Annotated in this window: 16 protein-coding genes; 6 read left to right on the forward strand and 10 right to left on the reverse strand. The window is 69.1% G+C overall.

Annotated features, from left to right (window positions below; all coding sequences use genetic code 11):
* Window positions 1-43: 43 nt before the first annotated feature.
* Window positions 44-2,200, reverse strand: coding sequence for a flotillin family protein (locus IE107_RS09760; RefSeq protein ID WP_189543217.1), 2,157 nt, complete (start codon window positions 2,198-2,200; stop codon window positions 44-46).
* Between the two features lie 135 nt (window positions 2,201-2,335).
* Complete coding sequence (locus IE107_RS09765) at window positions 2,336-3,013, reverse strand: hypothetical protein (protein ID WP_189543219.1); 678 nt, start codon at window positions 3,011-3,013, stop codon at window positions 2,336-2,338.
* Between the two features lie 265 nt (window positions 3,014-3,278).
* Between IE107_RS09765 and IE107_RS09770 the strand changes: the two genes are divergently transcribed.
* On the forward strand, window positions 3,279-4,349 hold the full coding sequence (locus tag IE107_RS09770) for a PucR family transcriptional regulator (RefSeq protein ID WP_189543221.1): 1,071 nt from the start codon (window positions 3,279-3,281) through the stop codon (window positions 4,347-4,349).
* A gap of 383 nt (window positions 4,350-4,732) precedes the next feature.
* Here IE107_RS09770 and IE107_RS09775 read toward each other — a convergent pair whose 3' ends face one another.
* Window positions 4,733-5,188 carry a tellurite resistance TerB family protein gene (locus tag IE107_RS09775; RefSeq protein WP_189543223.1) on the reverse strand — a complete coding sequence of 152 codons (456 nt, stop codon included), beginning with the start codon at window positions 5,186-5,188 and terminating at the stop codon, window positions 4,733-4,735.
* Between the two features lie 163 nt (window positions 5,189-5,351).
* Between IE107_RS09775 and IE107_RS09780 the strand changes: the two genes are divergently transcribed.
* Window positions 5,352-5,873, forward strand: a complete 522-nt coding sequence (locus IE107_RS09780; protein ID WP_189543225.1) for a BlaI/MecI/CopY family transcriptional regulator — start codon at window positions 5,352-5,354, stop codon at window positions 5,871-5,873.
* 7 nt (window positions 5,874-5,880) lie between these two features.
* Window positions 5,881-6,828 carry a M56 family metallopeptidase gene (locus IE107_RS09785; RefSeq protein ID WP_189543451.1) on the forward strand — a complete coding sequence of 316 codons (948 nt, stop codon included), beginning with the start codon at window positions 5,881-5,883 and terminating at the stop codon, window positions 6,826-6,828.
* A gap of 86 nt (window positions 6,829-6,914) precedes the next feature.
* On the opposite strand, the gene IE107_RS09790 is transcribed toward IE107_RS09785, so the two are convergent.
* The 5 genes from IE107_RS09790 to IE107_RS09810 all read right to left on the reverse strand — a co-directional run bounded on the left by IE107_RS09790 (window position 6,915) and on the right by IE107_RS09810 (window position 11,759).
* Window positions 6,915-8,177 carry a cation:proton antiporter gene (locus IE107_RS09790; protein WP_189543227.1) on the reverse strand — a complete coding sequence of 421 codons (1,263 nt, stop codon included), beginning with the start codon at window positions 8,175-8,177 and terminating at the stop codon, window positions 6,915-6,917.
* Window positions 8,178-8,179: 2 nt separating this feature from the next.
* Window positions 8,180-8,650, reverse strand: coding sequence for a cation:proton antiporter regulatory subunit (locus tag IE107_RS09795; RefSeq protein WP_018553765.1), 471 nt, complete (start codon window positions 8,648-8,650; stop codon window positions 8,180-8,182).
* A 346-nt stretch (window positions 8,651-8,996) separates the two neighbouring features.
* Window positions 8,997-9,626: a hypothetical protein gene (locus tag IE107_RS09800; protein ID WP_189543229.1), complete on the reverse strand. Its 630-nt coding sequence runs from the start codon at window positions 9,624-9,626 to the stop codon at window positions 8,997-8,999.
* Window positions 9,627-9,667: 41 nt separating this feature from the next.
* Complete coding sequence (locus IE107_RS09805; RefSeq protein ID WP_189543231.1) at window positions 9,668-10,891, reverse strand: AAA family ATPase; 1,224 nt, start codon at window positions 10,889-10,891, stop codon at window positions 9,668-9,670.
* 457 nt (window positions 10,892-11,348) lie between these two features.
* Window positions 11,349-11,759 carry a Rid family hydrolase gene (locus tag IE107_RS09810; protein WP_189543233.1) on the reverse strand — a complete coding sequence of 137 codons (411 nt, stop codon included), beginning with the start codon at window positions 11,757-11,759 and terminating at the stop codon, window positions 11,349-11,351.
* A 77-nt stretch (window positions 11,760-11,836) separates the two neighbouring features.
* Between IE107_RS09810 and IE107_RS09815 the strand changes: the two genes are divergently transcribed.
* A complete protein-coding gene (locus IE107_RS09815) occupies window positions 11,837-12,208 on the forward strand; it encodes a winged helix-turn-helix transcriptional regulator (RefSeq protein WP_189543235.1) in 372 nt (123 codons plus the stop codon).
* A gap of 208 nt (window positions 12,209-12,416) precedes the next feature.
* Here the strand turns inward: IE107_RS09815 and IE107_RS09820 are convergent, their stop codons facing one another.
* Window positions 12,417-13,028: a VapC50 family PIN domain-containing toxin gene (locus tag IE107_RS09820; protein ID WP_229866802.1), complete on the reverse strand. Its 612-nt coding sequence runs from the start codon at window positions 13,026-13,028 to the stop codon at window positions 12,417-12,419.
* A 6-nt stretch (window positions 13,029-13,034) separates the two neighbouring features.
* Window positions 13,035-13,481, reverse strand: coding sequence for a helix-turn-helix domain-containing protein (locus IE107_RS09825; protein WP_189543237.1), 447 nt, complete (start codon window positions 13,479-13,481; stop codon window positions 13,035-13,037).
* An 824-nt stretch (window positions 13,482-14,305) separates the two neighbouring features.
* On the opposite strand from IE107_RS09825, the gene IE107_RS36075 reads away from it, so the two are divergent.
* Together IE107_RS36075 and IE107_RS09835 are read left to right on the forward strand one after the other, a co-directional pair.
* A complete protein-coding gene (locus IE107_RS36075; protein ID WP_373302417.1) occupies window positions 14,306-14,890 on the forward strand; it encodes a hypothetical protein in 585 nt (194 codons plus the stop codon).
* Between the two features lie 30 nt (window positions 14,891-14,920).
* Window positions 14,921-15,316, forward strand: coding sequence for a nitroreductase/quinone reductase family protein (locus IE107_RS09835; protein ID WP_189543239.1), 396 nt, complete (start codon window positions 14,921-14,923; stop codon window positions 15,314-15,316).
* Window positions 15,317-15,361: the final 45 nt, after the last annotated feature.

Raw genomic sequence — 15,361 nt, forward strand, 5'->3', positions numbered from 1 at the left:
TGCGAGGTGTTACGGGGCGGGTGGTGCGGACGGGGCGGCCGGCTCAGCCCTGCGCGACCGGCTCCGACCCGTTGCGCGACACGGGCACGGCGGAGGCGTCCGCCGTCTCCGGCACCGCGGAGGCGTCCGGCCCGGTCAGTACGGAGACCGGATGGTCCGCGAGCCCCAGCTCCTTCGCGGCGGCCAGCAGCTGCTGGATCTGCCCCGACGAGACCCCGGCTCCCGGCGTCTTCATCATCCGCATCAGCAGTGCGGACACCGTCAGGTTCTGCACATCGCCCGTGGACACCGAGCCGAGCACCCGGGTCAGGTCGTCCGTGAACGACGACGTGCCGTTCAGCCACGGACCCGCGAGGGTCTTCGCGGTGTCCGAGTTCGTCATGAAGCCGTCGAAGCTCTTGCCCATCGAGATGGCCGAGACCAGCCGGTCGAAGAAGACCGACTCCCCGCCGACGATGTCGATGTCGGCGTTCTCCAGGCCCGTGGCCAGCACCGTCGCCTGTGCCTCGGCCACCTGCCGCTGCACATCGAGGCCGGCCAGCCGGATCTCCTTCTCCGCGGCGAGCCGCAGCCGGTACTCCTCGTGCCCGCGCGAGGCGTCGTCCAGCGCCGCCATCGCGGCCGCCTTCTCGGTCAGGCCCGCCGCCTCGGCCTTCAGCTTCTCGCCGATCATCGCCGCGTCGGCCGTCGCCTGGGCCTGTGTGCCCTCGGCCGTGGCGAGCGCCTTGAGCCTGGCGCCCTCCGCCTCGGCCCTGAGCCGGGCGGACGCGGCCTCGGCCTCGGCGAGACCGGCCTTCTCGATGACATCGGCCTCTGCCTCACGTACCTGGATCTGGGCGAGTCCGGGCGCCGCGGACTCCGCCTGGATGCCCTCGGCCAGCCGCAGCTTCGCCTGGGCGTCCAGATCCGCGGTCTTCAGCCGGGCCTCGGCGAGCGTCAGCTGCTCGGCGGCCAGGTGGGTGGCGGCCGCCTCCGCCGCCTCGGCGGCCTTGATGTCCTTGACCAGCTTCTCCTGGGCCTCCGCCTCGGCGGCGATGATGACCGACCTGCGGGTGCGCTCCGACTCCTCGACGGCCCGCAGCGTCTTGATGGACTCCTCCTGCTCGGCGACCGTGCGGTCCACCGCGATCCGCTCCCGGATCACATCGGCGACCTCGCGGCGCTCGGCCTCGACCTCCTTGGTCGCGGCGATCCGGTTCAGCTCGGTCTGCCGCTCGCGCCCGATGACCTCGATCAGCCGGTCCTTCTCGATGCGCTCGTTCTCCACCGCGATGACGCGCTCACGGTTCTTCTGCGCGACGGCGATCTCCCGGGCCTGGTTCTCGCGCTGGATGCCGAGCTGCTCCTCGGTACGGATGAACGCGGCCTGGGCGCCGAGCCGTTCCTCCTCCTGGACCTTGGCGGTGGCGGCCTCCTCGCGGGCCCGCAGCGTCTCGACCTCACGGCGCTGTTTGATCTCGGCCTCGGCCTGCCGGCGCTCCAGCTCCAGGATGGTCTCGCGGGCGTCGACGTCCTGCCGGGTGATCTCCTTCTGCTCGGAGCGCTGGAACTCGTTGGTGCGCACGTGCTCGATCGCCGTCAGCTCGGTGATCTTGCGGATGCCCTGTGCGTCGAGGATGTTGGCGCCGTCGAGCTGCGTCATCGGTGTCTGTTCGAGGAAGTCGATCGCGGCGTCGTCGAGGTGGTAGCCGTTCAGGTCCGTGCCGATGACCCGGATGATCCGGTCCCGGAACTCCTCGCGCTTGGTGTAGAGATCGACGAAGTCCAGCTGCTTGCCGACCGTCTTGAGCGCCTCGGCGAACTTCGCGCCGAAGAACTCCTGGATCGCCACCTTGTCGCTGGCCCGCTCCGTACCGATGGACTGGGCGACCTTGATGACGTCCTCGACGGTCTTGTTGACCCGCACGAAGAAGTTGATGTGGATGTCGGCGCGGATGTTGTCCTGGCAGATCAGGCCCTCGCGCCCGGTGCGGCGGATCTCGATGGTCTTCACCGAGATGTCCATGGTCTCGGCCTTGTGCAGCACCGGCAGGACGACGGCCCCGGTGAAGGTGACGTCGACCTTCTTGGTCTTGGAGATGATCAGCGCCTTGCCCTGCTCGACCTTGCGGAAGAGCCGGCTGACCACGAGGAGCAGGGCGACGGCGATGAGCAGGACAACGGCTACGAGCACACCGAAGCCCAGGGTGATGGCATCCATGACAGTCCTTGCGGCTGGTGAGGAAGGTGGTGAAGGGAAGGGGACGCGGGCGCGGCGGATCCGGCAGCGGCCGGACGGTACGGCCGGCCGTTCGAGGCCGTCCGTGGGGCCGGTCGCTCGGAGCGGTCCGGGCGGTCAGCCGGTGCGGCGTGGGGTGCGGCGCGCGGCCGTGCGCGGCGCCGTGCGTGGTCGGGGTGTGGGCGGGCCGGGGTCCAGCGCCTTGTCGTAGGGCGAGACCCAGAAGAACTCGCCCTCGTCGTCGTACGCGTAGAGAAGTCCCGCACTGCCCGCGGCCAGGGCCGTGCCGTCCGCCGGGGCGAGCAGCCTGACCTGGACGATCGCGGTGGAGCCGTCGTCCGCGGTGACCTCGGCCTGGCCGAAGTCGGAGCTGACGGAACCGGTACGGATCGTGCAGACCCGGCCCAGGAAGTCCTGCCGCGACGGAGGAGGCTCGTCCGGGAAGCGCCGGCGCAAGCAGCGCACCAGCACCCGCAGCACGGCCCGGCCGAGCAGCAGCGCCCCGGCGAGCACGGCGCAGGCGAGCGCGGCCCGGGTGAGGCCGGTGACATCGGCGCGGTGCAGCAGGACCGTACCGGTGAGGCTCGCGAACCAGCCGACGACGACCATCACGGACACCGAGACGGTGACCGGCACCCCGCCGATCCCGGCCAGGTCGGTGTCGAGGTCGCCGTCGAAGGAGTGGTGGTCAGCCGCACCGGCCAGCACCAGGAGCCAGAAGAAGACGACGACGGCCAGAGCGGCGCCGAACAGAACGGCGGGAAAGGCGGTCGCTGCGCCCAGGAACTCCTGCATCCGTCCACCCCCTTGTCATGCCGGGGGCAGCCGGTGGTGACCCAGGTGCCGCGACACCGCCTGAAACGGCGCCGCAGCAGCCGGGTCGTCCCCCGTGTCCCCCGTGTTTCCCCCGTTTGGTGCTGACCGGATCGTGTCATTCGGGAACGTCGCACCGCACTGCCGGAATCCGGCAATCTTTGCTCTTCCTTGATGCCGGGCACCGGCACCGGCCGGTATGCGTTGGGTGAGTGTCAAAGTCGCGTCAGGACTTGAGGAGAAACGCGTGGCGGAGCCGGAGATACCCGATGAGCTTCTGGCGGGATATGCCTGCATCCTGACGGATGTGGCCGCCACCGGCCGCCGGCTCACCCGGGACGAGCTGGAGGAGCGCCGCAGGCTGGGCCGCGAGGCCGCCGAGACCGGATTCCAGCTGCGCGCCCTGGTCGTCCGTCATCTCGCGGCGGCCCGCGCCGACTGGCCGGTCGTCACCTCCGCCGACGGTGCGGCCACCGATTCGGTGCTGGCCGCGGTCGAGCAGGCCATCGACGCCTTCGGGGAGGGCTTCGAGCGGGCCCAGCGGATGACCGTGCGTCGCGAGGAGGCGGCGCGCCGTGAGTTCATCGACGACCTGCTCTACGGGCGCAGTGATCTGGGTCGGCTCGCCGAACGGGCCACCCGCTTCGGGCTGCGGCTCTCCCGCGCCCATGCGGTGGCGGTGGCGACGGGACCGGAGGCGTACACGGAGACGGACTCCGTGCCGCGTACGGTCGAGGCGGCGCTGCTGGCCCGCTTCAGCGGCCGGAAGATCCTACTGACGACGAAGGACGGGCGGCTGGTCTGCATCGCCCCCGGCAGCCAGCCCGATGTGCTGCGGTACTTCGCCAAGCAGGCGCACGCGGCGACGGACGGCGGCCGGGTCGCGGTGGGCCGCCCGCACTACGGGCCCGGCGGCGTGGTCCACTCCTACGACGAGGCGCTGGACGCGCTGGATCTGGCGGAGCGGATGGATCTGGACGATCCGGTGCTGTACGCCGCGGATCTGCTGGTCTATCCGGTGCTGACCCGCGACCGGCAGGCGATGGCCGATCTGGTGCGCAGTCAGCTGGGCCCGCTCCGGAAGGCCCGCGGCGGTGCCGAGCCGCTGCTGAAGACGCTCAGCGTCTACTTCGACGCGGGCTGTGTGGCCGCCGAGACGGCCCGCCGACTGTCGCTGAGCGTGCGGGCGCTGACCTACCGGCTGGAGCGGATCCACCAGCTGACCGGTTCCGACCCGTCGGACCCGATGCACCGGTACACCCTGCAGACGGCGGTCATCGGCGCCCGGCTGCTGGACTGGCCCGACAAGGAGCTGTGACGGGACGGGTGTTGCGGGACCTCGCGTCCGGGGGCGGGTGTGCGGGCCTCGCGTCCGTCGGCGGGTGCTGCGGGACCTCGCGTCTGTGGGCGGGTTTGCAGGACCCCGCGTCCGTCGGCGGGTGCCGCAGGGCCCCGCGTCCGTCGGCGGGCTTGCAGGCCTCGCGTCCGCGGGCGGGTTTGCAGGACCCCGCGTCCGTCGGCGGTCGCCGTGGGCGCGGGGGCCGAATTGGAGTGGCCGGGGACGCGCAGGGGGGAGTCGCGCATCCCCGGCCTGCCGGGCGCCGACCGGTGGTCGGCCGGTCCGCGCTTCTTCCGGCGGTTCGGGGCCGGACCGGGCAGCCGGTCCGGGGCAGGGCGGGAGACCCTGGGGTCTTTCAGGCCCTACAGGTCGAACTCGTGCGGCGGGAGGTCGAGGGCGAAGCACGCCTCGCGCACGACGGCCTGCTCCGACTTGTCGAAGTCGCCGTCGGCGCCGCCGATGACGATGCCGATCTGGATGACGGCACGCGCCTCGGCCGGCTTCTTCTTCGCCTTGCCGATCTCCTGGAGCACGCTGACCTTGCCGAAGGCGAAGTCGGCCGTGAGCTTGTTCACGTAGTCGTTGAAGCGGCGCTGCAGATCGTCCGCCGGGAAGTTCTGCAGGACTTCGTTGGTGGCGATCAGCGAGGCCACGCGCTGGCGCTCGGACGGGTCGATGGAACCGTCGGCCGCGGCGACGAGGGCGCACATGGCCATGCTCGCGTCGCGGAACGCCCCGCTCTTCAGGTCGTTCTTCTTCGCTTCCAGCTGCGACTGCATCGACGAGGCGGATTCCTTGATCCGATCCCACAGTGCCATGTCGTCTCCATATGTTGCGTTGCGGTGCGTTGCCGGATTGAGGTCCAACTCTACAGACGTGTAGAAGTTAACAGCAGGGGCGCCCGCTGTGTCCCGGAAACGTCGGTCAGTAAGATGCTGCGACGCCGCGGCCGACGCGGCATCGCAGAAGGGCGGACCCCCGATGGACTCGGCCAGGCCCGGCCGCCACCCGGACAACGAACGACCGCGCGGCACAGTGCCCGCCGACGCGGACCCGCTCTCCGGAGCGGAAGGCGGTGGCGACGCCGCACCTCCCGGAAGCGGGCGGCTGCGCAGGCGCGGGCAGGGCGAACTGGAGGCCCAGGTGCTCGCCGTACTGCGCTCGGCGAACGGCCCCGCGACGGCCGGCTGGGTCCAGGAACACCTCGAAGGTGACCTCGCGTACACCACCGTCATCACGATCCTCTCCCGCCTCTACGCGAAGAAGGCCGTGACCCGATCCCGCGAGGGCCGCTCCTACACCTGGACCTCCGCCTCCGACGAGGCCGGTCTCGCGGCCCTGCGGATGCGCCGGGTGCTGGACGGCGAACGGGACCGGGACGCCGTGCTCGCCCGCTTCATCTCGGCCCTCTCCCCGGGTGACGAGGAGCGGCTGCGCGTCCTGCTGGCGCGGGCGGACGCCCCGGACGATCCGGGCAACCTCCGTGACACGGAAGGCCTGTAGCCCGCCGATGGGTGTCTTCGTCTACCTGCCGCTCGTGCTGCCGCTGACCGCGCTGCCGATCGCGCGCCTGGCCGAGCAGCATCTGCACCCCCGCAGCGCGACCCGGCTGCTCGCCGCCGTCGGCGTGCTGCTCGCGCTGTGCAGCACGCTCTGCCTGGGCCTGCTGATGGTGGTGGGCACCGCCCAACTGCCGGGCAACCCGCTGCCGGACAGCTGGTCGGACCCGGAGGTGCGGGCCGCGGTGCCGTACGAGGTGAACGCGGGCATCGTCGCGATCGGGGCGTTGGCGGCGGTCCTCGGGGCGTGCGGGTGGACGGTGTACCGCCATGTGCGGCTGCGTATCGGCGCGGGCCGCGCGCTGGCCGCCGCGCCCTCCGTCGTCTCGGGCGACGTCGCGGTACTGCCGGACCCGGAGCCGTACGCCTACGCGCTGCCCGGGAGTCCGGGCCGGGTCGTCGTCTCGACCGCGATGACGGAGTGTCTGGACGACCGTGAGCGGCGGGCCCTGATCGCCCATGAACGGGCCCATCTGGCCGCCCGGCACCACCGCTGTCTGCTGGCCGTGCAACTCGCGGCGCGCGCGAACCCGTTCCTGCTGCCGCTGCGTACCGCGGTGTCGTTCAGCACCGAACGGTGGGCGGACGAGGAGGCCGCGTGCGCGGTCGGCGACCGACGGGTGGTGGCGATCGCGGTCGGCAAGGCGGCGCTGTACTCGCATCGCGCCCCGGACGTCTCGGCCGGCTTCGCCGCCTTCGCGGCCCCGGCGGGCCCCGTGCCGCGCCGGGTCGAGGCGCTGCTCGCCCCGGTCCCGCCGGCCCGGCTGTGGCCGCCTTCCTCCGCCCATGCCGCCCTCGCGGCGCTGATCGCGGCGGTGGGCACGACGGCCTCGGCGCTGTCCTCGCTCAACGCCGCCGTCACGCTGGTGGGCATCCTGCACGCGGCGACCCCGCTGTGAGCCGTACGGGCCCGGTGGACGGTCGTCCACCGGGCCCGTACGTACATCCGGCCGCAGGTCGGCCTCGGCCCTGCTTCGGTCCTGTCTCAGTCGGCGGAGGAGGCGAATTCCTCCTGGACGGCGGGCGCGGCGGGTGCCGGACGCGCCGCGGGGACCTCGACGCTCCCCTTGCCGCCGCCGTCCTTGCCGTCCTGGCCGCGCCAGGACTGGATCCGGGCCACGGCCGGCTGGGTCCAGCGGGCGGTGAGCGGTCCGACGATGACGAGGATGAGGACATAGGCGGTGGCGATGGGCCCGATCCGGGGCTCGGTCGCCACGGCCAGACCGGCGATGACGATGGAGAACTCACCGCGTGCGACGAGCGTTCCGCCCGCCCGCCACCGTCCGCGCGAACCGATTCCGGCCCGCCGGGCCGCGTACCAGCCGGTGGCGATCTTGGTGAAGACGGTGACGATCGCCAGCAGCGCCGCGGGGAGCAGCACCGGCGGGATCTCGGCCGGATTGGTGGAGAGCCCGAAGAACACGAAGAAGACGGCGGCGAACAGGTCCCGCAGCGGCGTCAGCAGCTTGCGCGCGCCCTCGGCGACCTCGCCCGAGAGCGCGATCCCGACCAGGAACGCGCCGACGGCGGCGGACACCTGCAACTCCTGGGCCACACCAGCCACCAGGACGGTCAGCCCGAGGACGACCAGCAGCAGCATCTCCGGATTGTCGGAGGACACCGCCCGGCTGATCAGCCGCCCGTGCCGCAGCGCGAGATAGAGCACGAACCCGACGGTGCCGAGCGCGATCAGCAGGGCCATGCTGCCCCCGGCGAGGCCCACTCCCGCGAGCATCGCGGTGAGCAGCGGCAGATAGACGGCCATCGACAGGTCCTCGATGACGAGCACACCGAGGATGACGGGCGTCTCCCGGTTGCCCAGCCGCCCGAGGTCCGTGAGCACCTTCGCGATGACCCCGGACGACGAGATCCAGGTGACCCCGGCCAGCGCGACCGCCGCCACGGGCCCCCAGCCGAGCAGCAGCGCCGCCACCGCTCCCGGCGTCGCGTTGAGCACGAAGTCCACCGCTCCGGACGGGTACTGGGTCTTGAGGCTGGTCACCAGTTCCGAGGCGCTGTACTCCAGGCCGAGCAGGAGCAGCAGCAGGATGACGCCGATCTCGGCGCCGACGGCGGTGAATTCCTCACTGGCCCCCAGCGGCAGCAGCCCGCCCTCGCCGAACGCGAGCCCCGCCAGCAGATACAGCGGGATCGGCGAAAGCCCTACCCGCCCGGCGAGGCGGCCGATGATGCCCAGTCCCAGAATGACGGAGCCGAGCTCCACCAGCAGTGCGGTCGTGTCGTGCACGGTCAGCCCTCCGCGATGATCTCGGAGAGCGTGTCGACGCCCTCGCGCGTTCCGACGGCGACCAGGGTGTCGCCGATGGCCAGCCGGAAGTCCGGCCCCGGGGACGGATGCGCACTGTGCGTCCGCAGCACCGCCACGATCGAGGCCCCCGTCCGGGTCCGCGCCTTGGTGTCCCCGAGCAGCCGCCCGCCGTACGGGGAGCGGCTTCCAAGCGGGATGTGCTCGGTGACCAGGTCGATGCCGTCGGTGCGTACGGCGTCGATGGGCGCCGAGTCGATGAGGTGCGCGAGGCCGGTGGCCTCCTGCGGTGTCAGGGGTACCGAGAGCCGGCACGAATCAGGGTCGTCCTGGTCGTAGAAGCCGATGAACCGCCGTCCGTCGTGGTGGACGACGACGGAGATGTGCTGGCCCGACTCGGTCGTGTAGTCGTACTGCACACCGACTCCGGGCAGCGTGGTGCGGTGGGTTCCCATGGCTTCCTCCCGAGGGTGCGGCGGCTCTTGGACGCACTTGGCGATCTCTTTATCTCCGCATTACCTTATCCGGAGGCTCCCGCCGCCTGTGGGGCGCGGGCTCATCGGACTCGCTTCACACGTGAGTGATGAGTTCGAGCGGTGAATCAAGCCTGTCCGGTATGACGTGAATCGTCATCGGCATCTCGATCCCTCTCGATGGCTCCGGCGTCGATCCCGGCCTTGCTCCGGATGATCAAGGACTGCCCAGTTTCGAGCGCCAGTTCGATTCCCGTCACCCGATCCATGACGAAGGCCCTGGTCGGCGACCAGGGCCTTGCTTGTTTTCAGTTCGTCCGAGCGTAGGTCAACGACTCGGCAGGTGGGGAATTTTCCAGCCGCAGATGTCTGTAACGAACTCTTGGTAAGAACGATTCGACCCTTTGGGCTCCGCAAGCAATCCCTTCGTAAAGGCTGCAGATGCGATCTCGGGCCCATCACTCTCCCTGAAGCGTGGGCTGGCGAGAAGGTTTTCGAGGTCCTCCTTCGGATTCTGCCGACGCCCGCTGTCCTTCCCCTGCCACGTCGCCGGGATTTTCCATGAGGATCGGTAGAGCGTAAATGCCTCCGGAAAAAGGAGGAGCCATGCTTCGGACTCCGCGGCAGCAAGCGCGTAGACAGAGGAGGAAGCGCCAGTCGCTTTGGCCAGTGCAGCCGATACCGCCTTCCGCGCAATGTCGTAGGCAGGTCCAGGGCAGGCATCCATGTCTTCGTGGACAGCGATCCCCACAAACTCGCCGGATTTCAAGCAGGCTTTGCCGCGCGCCTTGCTCACCAACGTGCCTGCCGCCGTCGCCAGTTCGGCACCGGACTTCTTCCGCAGCCGCACCGGGTCGGTGATTTCAGTGAGAGTGACAGTAGCCGCAAGGTCAGGATGGGCGGCCTTGATGAACGTGGCCAGTATGCGGCGGTCATTCGCACTCTCACCTGCAAGCACAACTACACCTCGCCTCAGGGACTTTGGTATACGCCTGCGGCTCACAGTTCGTCCTCCGTCAGGTCGCCACCCAGTACGCCGGAGAACCACAGCTCACCCAGGGGCTGATCACCCGTCTCCGCAACGATCGTCTCGATCTCGTCCGTTGTCAGAGCGGGAATGATGGACGCACCGTCTTCGTCACGGTCGCACACGATGAACTCGTGAGGCTCCAGTCGGTCGACAAGCGCCGGTGAGTGGGTCGCCACGATGAACTGCGTTCGCGTTGACGCTTCCCTCATCCGCTCCACAATGAGTTCAAGGGCTTGAGGATGCAGACCGTGGTCGATTTCCTCAACACACGTCAGGGCCGGAGGCTGGGGATCGTAAAGCATGGCCAGCAGACCCAGAAGACGCACCGTTCCGAAAGAAGCGTCGGCGAGCGGAGTGGTCCGACGCAGGCCGTGTTCATGTAGTACCACTGCCAGTCGATCGGCATAGCCACCGACTTGCTCGAATTCGATGGCGTCCAGTTGCGGAAGGATACGGCGTGCATCCTGTGTCAGATGCTCCCAGCGCGCCTCGTCCGTACTGAGCTGGATCAGAAAGGCCGCCAGATTCTCCGCATGGGATTCCAAACGGCCGGCCCTGATCGAGTGGGTGCGTGTCGGCTGTCGAGCAGCGGCGACGTCCACATCGAAAACCCTGAAAGATGACAGACGGTCTGCAACTCTCGCAACCTCTTCCCCACCGTCCGCACGCCCCAGCCTGGGCAAGGTGGACAGGCCACTGCTCAACCGCTGGATTCCGAAACTACCCCCATCGGACTCGCGGCCGGCCCTCTCGTCCACGACGCGGGCCTCATCCCCGGAAATGGTGACACGACGGCCTCGCCCTTGTGTTCGCTTGAACTGAAAACTTTCCTGGCGTGACAAGGTGTAGGAGTCGCGGTTACCAGGCATGGAACGCCTGCGAATGGTCAGCGAGTACTCATCCGGAGCTTTGACACTCGCATGCGTCGTCCAGTCCGCTTTGAGCCGGACCACCATCGAAGTCGGCGGTTTGTCGCCGCCCCAGAAGGCCACCTCGTCGAATCCACCGCGTTCGTCGAGCGCGGGCTGGAGATCGGTCCGGATGATCGCGGCAAGGAAGTCGAACACTTTGAGTACGTTGGACTTGCCCACTCCGTTGGGGCCCACCAGCACGGTGAGCGGTCCGAGCGGGATAGTCACGTCGCGAAGGCTGCGGAAGTTCTCGACGTGTAGTTCCAGAAGGCGGCCGGGCATGGGATGAACCTATCGGTTAGCAGATCGCCGGGTGAGGTAAGTGCCCTGAGTGGACGGCTTCGAGCCTGACGCGCTCTTGAGTTGTCGCGGACCGCACAGAACTCCGCGCCGCCGGCCCGCCGTCCGGGGTGGCTCACAGCGTTGATCGGCAGGTGACAAGGTCGAGTAGCCCTCCTTTACGACTGTCTTCACACATGGTCTCCGCAGCAGATGACGGCAGTGGCGATCCCTCGGGCAACAGCCCGTGGTGCAGCGTAGGCCGTGCAGCTGACACAGCCACCCGCCTCCGCGAAGCCTCGGAGGCGACCGGCCGTACGGATTGCCCAGTGGTGAACCACGCGGCGGGGCCGGCGCGCTCCGAAGCGCCGGACGAGCCATCCGCTGTGATCCGGCTACCCGGCCCCGGCGCCCGCGGTGGCGATCGCATGGAGGCAGGCTGGAAGGCATACCTCAAGAGTCAGCCGAGCAGCGCGGTTGCTTCGACTTCTACGAGCACATCCGGCTCGAAGAGGTACTCGACACCGATCAGGGAGGCCGGCGGCATGGGGAGCTGGAGCCCGATCTCGTCGGCGACGGCCTCCACACCGGCCATGAAGTCTCCGATCTTCTCCGGGCTCCATCGGGTCACGTAGAACGTCAGGCGCAGGACGTCTGCGAACGACGCGCCCGCGCCCGTCAGGCCGACGGAGGTGTTGCGCAGTGCCTGGGCGACCTGCCCGGCCAGGTCGCCGGGTGCGACCGGGGTCCCGTCGGCCCGGCGGGCGACCTGCCCGCTGACGTGGATGTGTGTCGTGCCGGTGCCGACGGCGACGTGGTGGCACGGAGCCGGTTGCAGCATGCCTTCCGGCGTGAAGTGCTGGACAGCCATCAGTGTTCTCCTTCTGAGGTAGGTATCCGTAAGCTACTTAGTGGAAGAAGGACACTTCAACGAGACCAGGTTTCTCCATGGATACCGAGGACGAATTCCTCATCGGCCCTCCGCATCGCGAACTGCTCGACCAGGTCCTCGACAAGTGGTCGCTCAGCGTTCTCAGCGAACTGTGCGAACGCCCGTGCCGCTTCAACGAGTTGCGCCGAGCCATCCCGCAGGTCACGCAGAAGTCGCTGACCGCGACACTTCGGCGACTTGAGCGGAACGGCGTGATCGAGCGCGAGGTCGTCTCCACCCGCCCGGTGGCGATCAGATATCGGATCACGCCGCTCGGCAAGACGCTGCGGCCTCCCATCGACGTGCTGCTGGGGTGGGCCTCTGAGAACATGCGCGCCATCACGCGCGCCCGTGAAGCCTTCGACACGCGGGAAGAAGCAGGTCGCTGAGCCTTCCCCGGCTTCGACCGGCTGTGGAGGAACAGAACCCGGCGGCCGCTTCAGTGCGCACGAAGAATTGAGACCTTGCCCGGACGGTCCCGTCACCTTGCGGCGCCCTGATCGGTCTGCCCATCGGGCGGGTCGTTGACGGGCCAAACCTGGGCCTTCGCTGTCGGCCAGACCAATTCGGGCGTCGTGCGCCGCCTTGCGCGCCACATCACGTCAATCGGCACCCGAGGTGCCGCGTCAGAAGGTCGGCAAAGCAGGGCAGACCAGCCTTCGAGAGTCGGGCGATGGCGTCAGCGATCGTGACTGGCGGGTTGCCCTTCTCTCCGGCAAGCCTGAAGACCGTCTCCATCACCTCATCCGGCAACTCCCGGTACAGCCCGCACAGGTACGAATCCGGGTCGACCACCCGCACTCCACGCGCAGCCAACTCACCGGCAGGGAAGTCGGCAAGATTCCACGTGATCAACGCGTCGGCCCCGGCAGCCACGGCTGCCGCCGCATGGTGCCGGTCGTCGGGGTCGTCGCCCGGCATCTCATCCACAAGATGCCCGTAGTCCGCCGCCCCGATCTCACAGTCGGCGAAGAAGCGTCGGACAGCTTGAGCAACCGCGGCAGCCGACTCCGCCGAGCGCCTGCCCTCCCGGACGATGACCCGCTCCCACTCCGCGAGCAGCCGTTCGGACCACACGATCTCGTGGATGGAATCCTCGGTGAGGGCCAGCATCACGTCTGTCACCGAGAACGGAAATGAGACGTTGGTGTCCACAAAGACCCGCGCTGCCACGCTCCCCCTCTTTTCCCTGACGACTACCAGGGACACCCACGATCAGGGCAGATCGGCGCCCTCCAACGCATCAGCGATCTGACGCCGGCCCTCCCTGCGGCGCTCACGCCGCTGCTGGAACGCCAGCACGTCCGCAAGGCGGACCACGCGGTGACTGCTGCCGGGCAGGTTCATCGAGGGGATGTCGCCGGCATCGAGCAAGCGGGCGACGAACGGCCGAGACAGGCCAAGAAGCTCAGCGGCCTCGGTGGGCGACAACTGCACCTCGGACGCCAGGACCGTAACCGCATGTCCGCGAGCCAACTCACCGGCCGAGGCCAGGAGTACGCGGACCAGTTCCGCTGGTAGAGCCAGTTCCCTGCCGTCCAGGGTGCGCACCAGCACCTCGACCGACTCCGGTGCCATCCGAGCAGTCGCGGCGAATGTGTCCTGGTGCGAAGGGTCCGGTTCGATCTTCTCAGCACGGGCAAGAACGCTGGAACGAGCCATGGCCGCCTCCAATCACTGACCCCGGCGAGTATTGCATCTGCAATAACTGTAACGAGGTGGATCGGTTCGGGCAACCGGTGAGAAGTCGAGTTCTATCCTTCCGGTCGGGCTCTCCCCTGAAGTCGCACGGGCGGCTGTGCCGGTACGTGCCACAGGGGTGGTGAACGGCGGTCACCGCAGAGTCAAGGCGCCTCGGGGTGCACGGCCCTGCGGGAATTCTTCGGTTTGGCCTGCTTCGTATCCGAGTTCTCGGTTGTGGCGCAGGGTGCCGATTCCATGCGGTACCGTGATCGCGTCATCACGCTCCGTGTGCTGCTGCGCATGGGGCGGCCCCCGGGGGTGTTACGAGCACCGCGCCGAGGGCCTTCACCACAAGTGGAAACCAGGTCCACCAGAGATGCTCTGGCATGCTATCGCGCCCTCTCGGCGCTACACGAAGGCCTCGCACGATGTCGTGCGTCATCCGCGTCTGAACAGTGACGCGAAGATTCTTCTCCTGTACGTACAGGGGCTTCCCGAAGAGCAGGCCGACAAGGCGCTCAGTGACCATGCGAAGAAGTTCGGGATCACCGGCAGGGCCTATCAGAGGGCCAAGGGGCAGCTGATCGCGAACGGGTTCGTGCATGAGTGGAAGCGGCAGGGGGAGCGCGGGTTCTGGGTGACCGACCAGCTCTTCGCGAATGTACCTCTGACGGCCGAAGAGGCTGCTGCGGTGCGGAACGACAGGCTCGGCGCCCCGTCGGCTCCTGCGGTCCCGGCCGCCCGTCCGGGTACGCGGAATCCGGCCGTCGGTCAGCCGGGTGCTCGGTCGGTCGGTCTCCGAAGTGGTCAAAGCCTCCGGGGCTTCCGAAGTCGCGGAGGGCGAGCGGGTGTTGCTCTCGCTGCGGCACGCGAATCCGCAGCTGCACCTCGGGGTCCGTGAGGCGCGGGGGCTCGCCGAAGTCGCGGCCGAGTGGATCCGGCGCGGTGTGAGTGCTGCGGATCTGCGGCGGGCGTTGACCGGTGAGCTGCCCAAGGAGGGCGTACGGTCCGCCGTCGGGTTCCTGCGTCACCGGCTCGTCCAGAAGCTTCCGGCGCCCGTGGCGGCCCCGGCCCCGGTCCCACCCGTTTCGTCTACGCCCGTAAGGGAGTTCATCGTCTGCGAGGGGGAGGGCGAGGAGCATGTGTTCCGTCCCGTCGGGGACGAGGCCCTGTGCGGGCCGTGTGCCCGTGAGGCGAACCGGGCCTACTGGGCTGCCCGGCGGGCGGAGATGGAGAGCGAACCCGATCCGCTGCCGTGGCGGGAGCGGGTCGCGGCGATCATCGAGAGTGAGCAGCGGGCGGAGCGAGGGGCGGAAGCGGGTCCGCCTGCCGTTCTCGCCGCCACGCGGGCTTCCGGAAGCGTCCGCGATGCGGGGGCGGGGTCGTAAGCTCACGGTCACCGGCGGAAGGGGCACGTGATGGCGGGCTTTGGGGATCTCAGGTTCAGGGCGGTCACTTCGCTCCAGCGGAACGTCGTCAATCCGCTCGCCAGACGGTCGAGGTCGCAGACCCTGCTGGAGACGACCGGTCGTACGTCCGGGCTGCCGCGTCGCACCCCCGTCGGCGGGCGCCGCACCGGCCAGGAGTTCTGGCTGGTCTCGGAGTTCGGCGAGAAGTCGCAGTACATCCGCAACATCCGGGCCGACCCCCGGGTCCGGGTACGCGTGGCGGGGCGCTGGTACGACGGGATCGCGCATCCGCTGCCCGAGGACAACGCCCGCGCCCGGCTCAGGACGCTGCCGCGCTACAACAGCGCCGTCGTGCGGGCGGTGGGGACGAACCTGCTGACCGTGCGGGTGGACCTGGCGGACTGAGTCCGGACATGGGCGTGCCCGGGTGGTGTGCAACCACCCGGGCAC

Source organism: Streptomyces gelaticus, assembly GCF_014649535.1.
In the GTDB taxonomy this organism is placed as follows: Bacteria; Actinomycetota; Actinomycetes; order Streptomycetales; family Streptomycetaceae; genus Streptomyces; species Streptomyces gelaticus.

Excerpts from the sequence above, each read along its gene's own strand:
- IE107_RS09760 (WP_189543217.1), bottom strand. The coding sequence starts at position 2,200 with ATGGATGCCATCACCCTGGGCTTCGGTGTGCTCGTAGCCGTTGTCCTG.
- IE107_RS09765 (WP_189543219.1), bottom strand. The coding sequence starts at position 3,013 with ATGCAGGAGTTCCTGGGCGCAGCGACCGCCTTTCCCGCCGTTCTGTTC.
- IE107_RS09775 (WP_189543223.1), bottom strand. The coding sequence starts at position 5,188 with ATGGCACTGTGGGATCGGATCAAGGAATCCGCCTCGTCGATGCAGTCG.
- IE107_RS09780 (WP_189543225.1), top strand. The coding sequence starts at position 5,352 with ATGGACTCGGCCAGGCCCGGCCGCCACCCGGACAACGAACGACCGCGC.
- IE107_RS09785 (WP_189543451.1), top strand. The coding sequence starts at position 5,881 with ATGGGTGTCTTCGTCTACCTGCCGCTCGTGCTGCCGCTGACCGCGCTG.
- IE107_RS09795 (WP_018553765.1), bottom strand. The coding sequence starts at position 8,650 with ATGGGAACCCACCGCACCACGCTGCCCGGAGTCGGTGTGCAGTACGAC.
- IE107_RS09805 (WP_189543231.1), bottom strand. The coding sequence starts at position 10,891 with ATGCCCGGCCGCCTTCTGGAACTACACGTCGAGAACTTCCGCAGCCTT.
- IE107_RS09810 (WP_189543233.1), bottom strand. The coding sequence starts at position 11,759 with ATGGCTGTCCAGCACTTCACGCCGGAAGGCATGCTGCAACCGGCTCCG.
- IE107_RS09815 (WP_189543235.1), top strand. The coding sequence starts at position 11,837 with ATGGATACCGAGGACGAATTCCTCATCGGCCCTCCGCATCGCGAACTG.
- IE107_RS09825 (WP_189543237.1), bottom strand. The coding sequence starts at position 13,481 with ATGGCTCGTTCCAGCGTTCTTGCCCGTGCTGAGAAGATCGAACCGGAC.
- IE107_RS09835 (WP_189543239.1), top strand. The coding sequence starts at position 14,921 with ATGGCGGGCTTTGGGGATCTCAGGTTCAGGGCGGTCACTTCGCTCCAG.